Consider the following 11,168-nt stretch of genomic DNA (forward strand, 5'->3'; position numbering starts at 1 on the left):
GGTGGCCTTGTCAGCGCTTCACTACCCTATCCCACACCACCCCTCAACGTCAAGTACCCCAAAGCGGGTTTTTTAGAATTTCCGATTGCTCACTGTAGGTAACTGCCTCTCTGCCTTCGGTGTCTTGTCGAGGGAGCTGAGAAAGCACCTGCTGCCAAAGCTGGGCCGTCTCGAACCCCTTGCCCTTGACGTATAGCAAGCGGGATCCCTCCGACTGCGGATGGGACTCTAGCTGTAGCCAAAGATACGTTGGAGGCAAGTAGGGAAGGTAATCAGGCCACTCGATGGCAGTGATCCCAACCTGGCCCCAAAGCTCTTCCAGCCCCAGCTCCTCCAAAGCCGAAAGCTCTACCTCACTGGCACAGGCAGTAGAGGCAGGCCCCAGGCGGTAGAGATCGCAATGGAAGAGAGGGATCCGTCCCGTGCGGTATTCCTGCACCAGCACAAAGGTGGGGCTATCGATAGGTTCAGGGATCCCCAATCCCTGCCCCAGTCCCTGCACAAAGGTAGTCTTGCCGCTGCCTAGACTGCCCCCAAGAAGAATAACAAGCCCGGCGGTGGAGTCGGCCCTAACCGCCCGAGGGGAAGCAGGCCACTGGCCTGGGGAGGTGAGAAGGCGAGTGGCAGTTTGCCCCAGAAGAGCTGCTAGCGATTGGGTGGCAGCAGCAGACGGCAGGACTAGAGGAAAGGCTTCCTGCCAAAGCCCTTCATTTGTGATCGATAGATCCGCCATTTGGGATCTCCTTCTCAAGGAGCTTAGGAGCGGGGATTGCTAGTGAGGGGTTAGCTGAGGAGGCCCTCCCATCCCCTTGTACAGGAGTGCGTCTTTGAGCTGTCCCTATCAAAGCCAAGCCAACCCCGACAAGGACTAAGCTGACTGCCTGAGCTACCCGCAGGGATCCCAGCATGAGGCTGTCGGTGCGTAGCCCCTCGATCCAGAAACGTCCAAGGCTGTACCCCAGCAGGTAGAGACCTAGGAGGCTACCAGGCGGAGGCTGACGCCGATAGCTCAAAAAGAGCAGGATCCCAAAGAGGCTGAAGTTCCAGAGGGATTCGTACAAAAAGGTGGGATGTACTCGAGAGCCGTCAGGAAGCTGCAGTTGCACCCACAAAGGACTGTCTGGAGGCAACACCTCTCCGTAGGCCTCGTTGTTGAAGAAGTTGCCCCACCGTCCAATCCCCTGACCAAGACTGAGAGAAGGAACGATGCAATCGGCCAGCAGCCAGAAGTTCAGCCGATGCCGGTGGGCAAAGAGGTAGAGGGCTATACTGCCGCCTAGCAAAGCGCCGTGGATGGCCATGCCTCCCCGCCAAAGGGCTAAAACTTTCCACCAAGGGCCATCTCGATATCGCTCCCACTCAAAGACCACATAGTACAAGCGAGCAAAGGGCAGGGATCCCGCGACCAGCCACAGCAGCAGGTGGGGCATGACCTCCGGGGAAAGGCCACGCCGCGCTGCCAGGTGACGAGCTAGAAAAAGGCCCAAGACGGTTGCCAGGCCGATTAGTAGGCCATACCAGCGCAGGCTAAAGGGTCCCCAGCTAAACACAAGGGGGCCGGGGGAGCGTAAGACCAAAGTCATGAACACAGCTGCCTTCTTGACGCAGATCCTTGTTAGCCCACTCTACCCCCAGCCCCTCTCCCAAAGGGTGAGGGGAGCTTAGCTGACTTGTTTTGGTCTGGTCTCCCAGCAGCCTGCCGAGCTAGAATGCAGGCTCAACTTCTCACCGCAACTGCTGGGGGAGGGTGCTGGCCATGGCCCGCAAAGCTGCCGGCGCAAGCAACGGTGATGACTTGGACAGGCTGAAGGCAGAGAAACGCAAAGCTCTAGAGCAGGTGCTGGGCCAGATTGAACGCCATTTTGGCAAAGGGGCAATCATGCGCCTGGGGGATGCCACCCAGATGCGGGTGGAGACTGTCCCCAGTGGTGCCCTTACCCTTGATTTGGCTTTGGGCGGCGGCTACCCCAAGGGGCGCATCATCGAAATCTTTGGGCCGGAGTCGTCGGGAAAAACCTCTCTTGCCTTACACGCGATTGCCGAGGTGCAAAAACAAGGGGGAACCGCTGCTTTTGTGGATGCGGAACATGCTCTGGATCCAGCCTACGCGGCAGCCTTGGGGGTCGATATCCAGGATCTGCTGATTTCCCAGCCGGATACAGGGGAGGCCGCCCTGGAAATTGTCGACCAACTGGTGCGCTCTGCGGCGGTGGATATCGTTGTGGTGGATTCGGTAGCGGCGCTGGTTCCTCGAGCTGAGCTAGAGGGAGACATGGGAGATGCTCATCTGGGGCTGCAAGCCCGACTGATGAGCCAAGCGCTGCGCAAGATTGCAGGCAGCGTCAGCAAGACGGGCTCAATTGTTCTCTTCCTCAACCAGTTGCGTTCCAAAATTAGCGGCGTTGGCTATGGGCCGCAGGAAACCACCACAGGGGGCAACGCCCTCAAGTTCTATGCCTCGGTGCGGCTGGATATTCGCCGCGTACAAACTCTGAAAAAAGGGTCAGAAGAATACGGGATCCGAGCGCGGGTCAAGGTGGTGAAAAACAAGGTTGCCCCACCTTTTCGGCGGGCGGAATTTGACATCATTTTTGGCCAGGGGATCTCCAATATCGGCTGCATTATCGATCTGGCCGAGGAGATGGGCATTCTCAAACGGCGCGGCTCTTGGTACAGCTACAAGGAGGAAAATGTTGCTCAAGGGCGAGACAATCTGGTTGTTTACTTAAAGGAAAACTCGGAGCTGCTAGCGGAAGTGGAAGCGGCTGTGCGAGAAAAGCTTTCGGCGGGGGTGACAGTTTCTGCCAGCCGCCCAGCAGGGGTAGAGGAGGGAGAGCAGGAAGAAGAAGCGGTCTTTGCCGAGGAGGAGTTCTGGGGGAGCGGCTAGCTGCTGTTTCCTTGGGATCGCCGCTGGCGCAGGGCCTCGTAAAGGAGTAACCCGCCCGCCATGGCCACGTTGAGGGATTCGACGCCCTCGGCCATGGGGATTCGCACCTGGGCATCGGCTTGGTGGAGAGTTGTTTCCCTTAGACCGGCTCCTTCGTTGCCCAGGAGAAAAAGGGTGGGGCGAGTGAGATCTTGATCCCAGTAACAAGTGGCAGTGGGGGAGAGGGTAGCCGCCAAGATTTGGATCCCCTGGCGGCGACAGGCCTGGAGCCAGGCGGTCAAGTCGGGCAGAACCTGGGGCGGGCAGCGAAACCACTGGCCGGCAGAAGCCCGCAGGACTTTGGGGTTTTCGGGATCAACACTGCCTGCACTTAACCAGAGGCCATCGGCTCCTGCGGCAGCTACAACGCGGATCAGGGATCCCAAGTTGCCTGGATCTTGCAGGGTTTCTACCACAAGGCCCAAGCGTACTTCCGACAAGGGGGGAGGAAGGCTCGGCCGCCTGATGGCCACAGCCACGACTCCTTGGGGAGACTCAGTGGTAGAGAGCGTCGCTAGGACCGCTGGGCTGACTGCCTGCCGCCGTAGGTGACTGGGCAGGTTAGCTAGCAATTGAGGGTGACGCTCAGCCCACTCGGGCGTGTAGCAGAGAGCCTGCAGGGGCCAGCCGACCCGTAGGGCCTCTTCGAGGAGGTGGGATCCCTCCACCAAAAAGGCGCCCTGTTCCCGCCGGCCTTTGCTGCAATGCAGCTGCCGCAACTTGCGGATCCAGGGGTTCTTGGGGCTGGTGAGTAGCTCAGCAGCCATGGGGAGAGGGCAGGGAGGACCTAATCGCGCCGGCGCAGCCGCTGGATAAAAAACCCATCCCGATCTTGCCGATGGGGCCAGATGAGCAAGGGATCCCCTTCTGGCGCCCAACTGGGGTGGGTCTTGAGAAAAGACTGGATAACTTCCTCGTTTTCAGCAGGGTGCAGGGTGCAGGTGGCATACACCAACAGCCCACCCGGCTTTAGCCAACGGGCTGCTACTTGCAGAAGCTGAGCCTGCAGGTGGGCCAACTCTGGGATCTGCTCTGGGGTTTGGCGCCAGCGGGCGTCGGCATGGCGGTGCAGGGTGCCCAGACCCGAGCAGGGGGCATCTAGCAGCACTCGGTCAGCGCTTTGCCAGGGGGGCAGGGGAGCAGGAGGCTCGGTGGCAGTGCTCAAGGCCAATAGGTCGATGGCCAGGGGACGGATCGAGCTCAAGCCCAAGCGCTGGACATTTTCCCTCAGACGGCGCAGGCGGTGGGGGTGGCGATCCAAAGCCCAAATCTCGCCGCGATCCTGCATCTGCTCGGCCATGTGGGTGGTCTTGCCGCCGGGGGCGGCACAGCAGTCGATCACCCGTTCCCCTGGCTGGGGATCCAGCCAATGCACCACCTGCTGGGCGCTGGCATCCTGAACACTCCACCAGCCCTGGGCAAAGCCGGGCAGGGCCCTGATATCGCCGGCAGGCCGCCCTAGCCGTAGGGCGCCCGGCACATCGGGGATGGGAGCAGCTGGGATCCCCACCTCTGCAAAGGCTTGGATAACCCTGTCGATCCCTACCCGCAGGGGATTCACCCGCAGATCCAGGTGGGGGGCTCGGTTGAACCAGGCGCACAACTGCTCGGTCTCTGCCGGCCCTAGGCGCTCCCACCACAGGCGCACCAGCCAGTCGGGAAAACTGTGCCGGATCCCCAAAGCCTGAATTGGGTCGGCTGGCAGAGTGCCCTGTAAGGGCTTGAGGGGATCCCTTTCCGGCTGCTCCAGGACTTGCCGCTGGTAGGCGCGCAAGATGGCGTTCACGACCCCCGCTAGGGATCCCAAACCCACTTGGCGGGCCAGTTCCACACTGGTGTGGATGGCGGCCCTGGGCGGAACGTGATCCAAAAAGGCCAGTTGGTAGAGGCCAAGGTGGAGAATGAGCCGCAAGTCCGGAGGCTGCTTATGAGCAGGGTGGCGGGCGAAGCAGTCCAGCAGGGCATCGAGGGTGCGGCGGCGGCGGGTAACCCCGTACACCAGTTCGCTGACCAGGTGGCAGTCGGCAGGGATCAGGTGGCTGCGGGCCAACAGGTGCTCTAGCACCACGTCAGCGTAGGCATTGTGTCGCTCAATCTTCTGTAGAGCCAGCAGAGCCAGCTGACGCGCGTTCATAGTCGCCCCAATTTCTCCCCCTCCTGGGCGATACTGGTGAAGCTCCCTAGGGGATCTCATCATGCCTTACCGCCATGCCTTTTTAGAGGTAATCCCCGCCATCGACCTCCTGCAGGGCCACGCTGTGCGCCTCTACCAGGGAGACTATGCCCAGGCGGAGCAGGTGGCTGACGACCCTATCCAACAGGCCGAGGCCTGGGCAGCTCAGGGGGCTCCCCGCCTGCATGTGGTGGATTTGGACGGGGCCAGAAGTGGGGATCCGGTCAACCTACCCATCATAGAGCGCATCGTCCGCCAGGTCGCCATCCCAGTCCAGGTGGGGGGTGGGATCCGATCCCTGCAACGGGCGCGGCAGTTGCTGGAGTTGGGGGTGGATCGGATAATTGTCAGCACTGTAGCTGTAGAGGATCCCAACACCTTAGAGGCGATGACGCAGGCCTTGCCTGGCCGGATTTGGGTGGGGATCGACGCCCGCCAAGGGCAAGTGGCCACCCGCGGCTGGCTGAACACCACCCCCCTGCAAGCCACCGAGCTAGTGCAACGGTTAGAAGCGCAAGGGGTTGCAGGGATCATCTACACCGACATCAGCCGGGATGGCACCTTAGCCGGCCCCAACCTGGAGCAGTTGCGGCAGGTCCTGGCTGTTTCCCGCCTGCCTGTCATCGCTTCCGGTGGGATTGGCTCGCTTACCGATTTGCTTGCCCTGCTTAGCCTCTCCGGGCTGGCGGGAGTTATTTTGGGCAAAGCCCTTTACTCAGGAGCCATCTCCCTGCCGGAGGCGTTGCGCGCCGTCGGGCCAGGCCGCTGGCAAGATCTGCCGCCAGCAAAGGGATCCCTATGGGCCTAGATAGCGAGTGAAAGCCCTCCCGCTAGGCAGCTCCCTGCAGCCAACAGAGGGCACTGCCATAATGTTGTCCATTCTGTTCGAACTTACCATGTCCTTTCCTGCTCTTCGTCCTGCTGTTCAAGCCCTCCAGCGGGAACTGGTGACCTGGCGGCGCCACCTGCATCAATACCCAGAGCTGGGCTTCCAGGAAAAGCAAACCGCTGCCTACATTAGCCAGCGCTTAAAAAGTTGGGGGATCCCGCACCAGACCGGCATTGCCCGCACCGGCATCGTAGCCACTATTACAGGCGAAGAGCCAGGGCCGGTCTTGGCGCTGCGGGCCGACATGGATGCTCTGCCCATCCATGAAGCCAATGAGGTGGAATACCGTTCCACTGTCCCTAACGTTATGCACGCCTGTGGTCATGACGGCCATATGGCTATTGCCCTAGGCACGGCCAAGCTGCTGCAGCAGCGCCGCCACCGCCTCAGAGGTACTGTCAAGGTCATCTTTCAGCCCGCCGAAGAGGGTCCCGGTGGTGCCAAGCCAATGGTAGAAGCAGGGGTGCTGAAGAACCCGGAGGTGGAAGCTCTCCTGGCTCTCCACCTGTGGAATAACCGTCCGCTGGGCACCATTGGCGTCAAAAGCGGCCCCTTAATGGCCTTTGCCGATCGCTTTCAAATCGAGGTCATTGGGCGAGGTGGCCATGCCGCCCTTCCCCAGCAGACAGTGGACACCATTGTGGTCGGATCCCACATTGTGAGCGCTTTGCAGACCATCGTCTCCCGCAACGTGGATCCGCTGCAGCCGGCGGTGGTGACGGTGGGCCGCTTCCGCGCTGGCGACACTTTCAACGTCATCGCTCCCAGGGCAGAGATTTGGGGCACCGTGCGCAGCTTTCAGGCGGAAGTGCGGGATTTAATGGCAAGGCGTATTGAAGAAATCGTGGCCGGTATTTGCCAAGCCTACGGGGCCACCTACGAGTTCCAGTACGAGCGGGGCTATCCGGCGGTTCACAATGACCCTGCCATGGCAGCCCTGGTAGAACAAGCCGCCCGCCAAGTGTTTGGTTCAGAAGCCGCGATCGTTCCTGAGATGACCCTGGGCGGGGAAGATGTCTCGTTTTTCCTCAACGAGGTGCCCGGCTGCTACTTTTTCCTGGGATCCGCCAACCCTGCCAAGGGGCTGGACTATCCCCATCACCATCCCCGCTTTGACTTTGATGAAGCCGCCCTCAGCATCGGCGTGGAGCTGTTTCTGCGCTGCATTGAAAACTACACTGGCAAGACTTTGGAATGAACTACCCCACCGCGCAGGCGGGTGGGGTTTCCCCATCCGCTTTACGGCGAGATTTTTGTCTCTTCCTCTGCCCCAGTTGCTTCATAGATCCCGTGTACCGGGTCTGTGAAGTAGAGCTGAAGCATCCAAGACTAACGAGGCGGGTTCCCAGCCCCGGTTGCTGTTCGCGACAGCGGGACGGAGTCCAATTAGTAGCAACGTTGTACAGTACCATCACCGTCCCCCTGTCCCGCGGTATCGCAAAACCACAAGCAAGGCAGACATGGTAGCGATGACTCAGGTCTGCCCACTCCTTGTGAACAGCACCGCACTGCGGACAGCGCTGAGACGGCTTGAGGGTTTGCGTAGGAAGAAACAAGACCAGACCGCCCTTCTGCTCAATTTTGTAGGTCAGCAGCCGGTTGAGGGTTGCAAAACCTACCGACAAAATTGACTTGTTTAGTCCGGCCTTGCGCTTCTTCTCTTTACCCTTAGCTTGACGGGTCATGCCCTTGACGTTGAGCTTTTCCGTTACCCCGCTCGCGTTAGCGGGACGGAGTCCTTTGTCATAACGACGCGCAATCTCTGAGGTAACCTTGTGTTGCCAGTCTTTACGCTGACGGGCAACCTTGGCTTTGAGCTTGGCCTCCAGTCGGTTGATTTTCTTCCATCTCCTAGAAGCCCTCACCCCCTTCCTAGGTGCACGCTTCCGCCGTTTGAGCTTGGCAACCTTGCGAACTTTCTCCTCACTCCTCTGCGTAAACCGAGGATTAGCAACCTCATAGAACTCACTTCCGTCATATAAGGTTATGGCCGTTTCGGTGCCCAAATCGTAGGCAACGATAGATTCATACTTCAAATCTGACTGAGAACCAAACTTAGGCTGAGGTACTTCCACCTCTACGGTGAAGGAAGCATACCACTGCCGTAAAGTTGGCTTGTAGACAATAGTTAGTGTGGTAGGTTTCCCCCAGTCCTTAGCTTTGCCTCGCATCCTCAGGGTGAGGCCCAGATCATTGAGGGTAACGCTACCGTGCTTACCGTTGCTGGCTACTTTCCACCCCGCAGTGCTGGGATAGGTCCAGCCGGAGTACCGCTTGATCGACTTGAACTTGGGCTTTTTGCTTAGCCCTTGGAAGAAACGCTGATAGGCAAAATCTACCCGCTTAACTGTAGCTTGTAGAGATTGGGCGTGGAGTTGAGCAAACTCCGGCCACGCCTGCTTGAACTCTGGCAGAAGGTTCTGCTGCTCAAGGTAAGTAACCGTCCGGCGGTTGCGTCGGTACTCATAGCGTCGGTGAGCAACGCAAGCGTTGTAGAGGTAGCAGTGCAAACGGCGGGCAGACAACAAGGCCCGCTCTTGGGTTTTGTTGGGGTACAGCCGAAAGGTCTGCCGCCTGATTACCAGTACAGTTTCAGTCACCTTTTGTGACTTAGTCGAAGCCACAGCAAGTGTAGCATCGAGAATGGCAGACTCAGAAGCGACGCTGAGGCAGTTTTTAGAATTCACTTGCACGTAGTGTTTGTAACAAAATACTGGTCACTAAAGTGTATTGGGAAGGGCTAGGCTTTGGCATGATTTGCTCCCTAGAACCAGAATCAGTCAGAGGGTGCTATCCCTCCCCACCGTATAGACCGTGGGGAATTCCGCACCTTACGTTAAAACCTGGCTTCGTGACATCGATTCTTGGCTCCCCTCTTCCTTAGGGAAATCCTAGGGCCTTAGCAGATCAGCCTCTCCCCTGCCAGGAAGCAGCAAGGGTTTCATGGGTTCTGGGGTGGGAAGGGTGGGAACAGTCTTCAAGTCAGGAGGAATGTACAGAGGCTTAGGGTCAGGATCCCCGCCAAAGGCCAGCACCAGTGCCCGCAGCAGGGCTTGTCGCTGCTGGCGGCTTAGGGATTGCACAGCAGCTTTGTCCTGAGCGTAGGGGTTGACCGTCAGGCGCTCGGCGCCGGGATACTGTTGGGCAACCATTGGCTCGTTGGCGTCGCAATAGTCAGCCAGCGTCAGTTGCCAATCAAAGCGATCGGTGGGGGAACGCCCGGCCACCTGCAGGTGATAGAGCATCATCCGCCGCACCAAGGTGTCTTCTTCGGCTGGAGGGCCGCCGTCATTGGGGTTAATGGGGATGTAGGTGTTTTCCAAGGGTAGATCCGGCAGAACTTCATACACCCGCCGCGCCGCTTCAGGAATCAGCCGCAACTGGGCATAGGCAGGGCTGGATCCCAGCAGAACTGCAGCCGTGATGCGCAGCCAACTTGGCAAAAGGGCCTGTTTCCTCATCCTGCTTGCCCCAAAACCAACCTGCTGACTAGTCGATACTCAATCCATCCACCACTTGCGGTCGAGGACGGGGCTTGAGGGGGGCAGATTCGGCCAGGCGATCCTGGTGTCGGTGGGGCTGAAAGTAAGCTTGCCATGAGCTGAGGATATCCACCGTCTCACCGCCGTGCTGGGTGTAGCGCCTCCGCACCTTGCACAAAACAGGGGTATTGATGCACACGCCAGAGACAATCACCTGGCCCTTGCTTAAAGCCGGCAGTTCCTGGAGCAGATCCCGGCCGGCAGCCTCGACGCTGTGGCGTAAATTTTCCTGGTCAGTAGGGTTGACAATTCGCATTAAAAATTGGCTCATGCATTGTGACAGGATATCTGAATCCAGCTTGCCAGGCCGTTGCGTGATTAGTCCAACCCCCAGACCAAACTTGCGTCCTTCACTGAGAATAGTACGCAACACCTGCTTGCAGCGGGAGGGCTCGTGGGCAGGAGCAAAGCGGTGGGCTTCTTCTAGCAAGATGAAAACGGGGTAAGGCAGGTAGTTCTCATCTCCAGGTCGGACCTTTTTCTTTTGGGTGTTGATGCGGGCGGAATTGACCTGGCGCAAAATGGCGGCGGCAATGACTTGCTGCTCTTCCTGGCTGATCTCGTACATTTGTAAGATGGTCACCTGCCCTGGCTCAAACAAGTCTCGCGGAGCCAGATGTTCCACAGTGCTGAAATAGGGAGAGCGATCGATCTGTTCCAGCTTCCACTCCAAAGCAGGGGCGGAGGATCCCTGGGATCCATCTTCCTTGGAATCCACTTCGTAGGCAGCCTCGATTAGATCCTGGATTGTCCAACGCTCTGAATCAAACTGAGTAACCTTGTCAAAGGCTTTCTTTAGGACAGATTTCTGTCGGTCGGTGGTCTCCGGCAGTAGGGCCAGGATATCGAAGAAGTTAAGGGAGGAGACGCGAATCTTAATTCCTTTGGGGTAGAAAACCTTGACTTTAGGGCGGTAGCCATCTTCACCCAAAAACTTGGGGTGAGATTGTATCTCTGCCAGTGTATGGTACTCTCCGTGAGGATCAAAAACAAGAACGGCAGCCCGGTTTTTGGGCAACAATAGCTCTTCAATTAAAACTCCTGCCGTGTAGGACTTGCCGGATCCCGTCCCCGCTAAGATGGCCAGATGAGTGCTAACCATCTCCCTGACATCCAGTACCACAGGCACCGCTCCCTCCTCGCGCAGCAGCAGGCTGCCTAAATGGGCCCCGCCAACTTCCGTTTCCCCCCGCTTGTTCAAGACTGACTTCAAGAGCGAATTGGGAGCTAAAAAGACCTTGGCACCGGGATCCGGAGGGCGACGGGGGTTAATAAAGCCCATGGCCCGATCAAAATAGCCGATAACTTCAACGGTTACGGCGTAGATCTCCGGGTTGGGATGGGTAAAGCCGACCAGAGCCACGATGGTGCTGGGGTCGATCTCCGTGTCGGCAAAGATGCGGTCGGGGATGTGATCCAGAAGCTGGACCTGGGTGATTCTACCCAGGATTTTTAAAGGTTGGGGTTGAGTATCCCGCACTTCGTAATAGACAAAATCGCCCACCTTGACTGCTTGGGTGTTGGAGGTAATAAACACATATTGGTTGGGAGTCTCACCAGGGCCCTTAACAGTACCGATCACCTCTGGAGTATCCTCCGCTAGGGAAAGGGAACTTTCCATGGAAATGAGTGAGGCCT

General features: G+C 58.5%; 10 protein-coding genes. 3 read left to right on the top strand and 7 right to left on the bottom strand.

Going from position 1 to position 11,168, the window contains the following annotated elements:
* Positions 1-49 precede the first annotated feature (49 nt).
* Positions 50-733: a tRNA (adenosine(37)-N6)-threonylcarbamoyltransferase complex ATPase subunit type 1 TsaE gene (gene tsaE / locus NW822_RS10910; RefSeq protein ID WP_414404448.1), complete on the bottom strand. Its 684-nt coding sequence runs from the start codon at positions 731-733 to the stop codon at positions 50-52.
* Positions 708-1,583 carry a prolipoprotein diacylglyceryl transferase gene (gene lgt, locus NW822_RS10915; protein WP_414404449.1) on the bottom strand — a complete coding sequence of 292 codons (876 nt, stop codon included), beginning with the start codon at positions 1,581-1,583 and terminating at the stop codon, positions 708-710. The genes tsaE and lgt overlap by 26 nt, the downstream gene beginning before the upstream one ends.
* Before the next feature lie 173 nt (positions 1,584-1,756).
* Between lgt and recA the strand changes: the two genes are divergently transcribed.
* Entirely contained in the window at positions 1,757-2,887 is a 1,131-nt protein-coding gene (recA, locus tag NW822_RS10920) for a recombinase RecA (protein WP_414362670.1), read from the top strand.
* Here recA and NW822_RS10925 read toward each other — a convergent pair.
* Both NW822_RS10925 and NW822_RS10930 read right to left on the bottom strand, forming a co-directional pair.
* On the bottom strand, positions 2,884-3,693 hold the full coding sequence (locus NW822_RS10925) for a TrmH family RNA methyltransferase (protein WP_414404450.1): 810 nt from the start codon (positions 3,691-3,693) through the stop codon (positions 2,884-2,886). The genes recA and NW822_RS10925 overlap by 4 nt on opposite strands.
* Positions 3,694-3,713: 20 nt before the next feature.
* Positions 3,714-5,060 carry a 16S rRNA (cytosine(967)-C(5))-methyltransferase gene (locus NW822_RS10930; RefSeq protein ID WP_414404451.1) on the bottom strand — a complete coding sequence of 449 codons (1,347 nt, stop codon included), beginning with the start codon at positions 5,058-5,060 and terminating at the stop codon, positions 3,714-3,716.
* Positions 5,061-5,121: 61 nt separating this feature from the next.
* On the opposite strand from NW822_RS10930, the gene hisA reads away from it, so the two are divergent.
* Both hisA and NW822_RS10940 read left to right on the top strand, forming a co-directional pair.
* Positions 5,122-5,907: a 1-(5-phosphoribosyl)-5-[(5-phosphoribosylamino)methylideneamino]imidazole-4-carboxamide isomerase gene (hisA, locus tag NW822_RS10935; protein ID WP_414362667.1), complete on the top strand. Its 786-nt coding sequence runs from the start codon at positions 5,122-5,124 to the stop codon at positions 5,905-5,907.
* A 61-nt stretch (positions 5,908-5,968) separates the two neighbouring features.
* Complete coding sequence (locus NW822_RS10940) at positions 5,969-7,186, top strand: M20 metallopeptidase family protein (RefSeq protein WP_414404452.1); 1,218 nt, start codon at positions 5,969-5,971, stop codon at positions 7,184-7,186.
* Position 7,187: 1 nt separating this feature from the next.
* On the opposite strand, the gene NW822_RS10945 is transcribed toward NW822_RS10940, so the two are convergent.
* The 3 genes from NW822_RS10945 to NW822_RS10955 all read right to left on the bottom strand — a co-directional run bounded on the left by NW822_RS10945 (position 7,188) and on the right by NW822_RS10955 (position 11,151).
* The gene (locus NW822_RS10945) at positions 7,188-8,588 is read right to left on the bottom strand and encodes an RNA-guided endonuclease InsQ/TnpB family protein (RefSeq protein ID WP_414404453.1); all 1,401 of its coding nucleotides are present in this window, start codon (positions 8,586-8,588) and stop codon (positions 7,188-7,190) included.
* A 291-nt stretch (positions 8,589-8,879) separates the two neighbouring features.
* Positions 8,880-9,449: a hypothetical protein gene (locus tag NW822_RS10950; RefSeq protein WP_414404454.1), complete on the bottom strand. Its 570-nt coding sequence runs from the start codon at positions 9,447-9,449 to the stop codon at positions 8,880-8,882.
* A 28-nt stretch (positions 9,450-9,477) separates the two neighbouring features.
* Positions 9,478-11,151, bottom strand: coding sequence for an ATP-binding protein (locus tag NW822_RS10955; RefSeq protein ID WP_414404467.1), 1,674 nt, complete (start codon positions 11,149-11,151; stop codon positions 9,478-9,480).
* Between the last annotated feature and the right edge of the window lie 17 nt (positions 11,152-11,168).

The sequence above is a fragment of the Synechococcus sp. H70.2 genome, from assembly GCF_047462275.1.
GTDB lineage: Bacteria > Cyanobacteriota > Cyanobacteriia > Thermostichales > Thermostichaceae > Thermostichus.

Coding starts and splice junctions, on each gene's coding strand:
- tsaE (WP_414404448.1), bottom strand. CDS start 733: ATGGCGGATCTATCGATCACAAATGAAGGGCTTTGGCAGGAAGCCTTT.
- lgt (WP_414404449.1), bottom strand. CDS start 1,583: ATGACTTTGGTCTTACGCTCCCCCGGCCCCCTTGTGTTTAGCTGGGGA.
- recA (WP_414362670.1), top strand. CDS start 1,757: ATGGCCCGCAAAGCTGCCGGCGCAAGCAACGGTGATGACTTGGACAGG.
- NW822_RS10925 (WP_414404450.1), bottom strand. CDS start 3,693: ATGGCTGCTGAGCTACTCACCAGCCCCAAGAACCCCTGGATCCGCAAG.
- NW822_RS10930 (WP_414404451.1), bottom strand. CDS start 5,060: ATGAACGCGCGTCAGCTGGCTCTGCTGGCTCTACAGAAGATTGAGCGA.
- hisA (WP_414362667.1), top strand. CDS start 5,122: ATGCCTTACCGCCATGCCTTTTTAGAGGTAATCCCCGCCATCGACCTC.
- NW822_RS10940 (WP_414404452.1), top strand. CDS start 5,969: ATGTTGTCCATTCTGTTCGAACTTACCATGTCCTTTCCTGCTCTTCGT.
- NW822_RS10950 (WP_414404454.1), bottom strand. CDS start 9,449: ATGAGGAAACAGGCCCTTTTGCCAAGTTGGCTGCGCATCACGGCTGCA.
- NW822_RS10955 (WP_414404467.1), bottom strand. CDS start 11,151: ATGGAAAGTTCCCTTTCCCTAGCGGAGGATACTCCAGAGGTGATCGGT.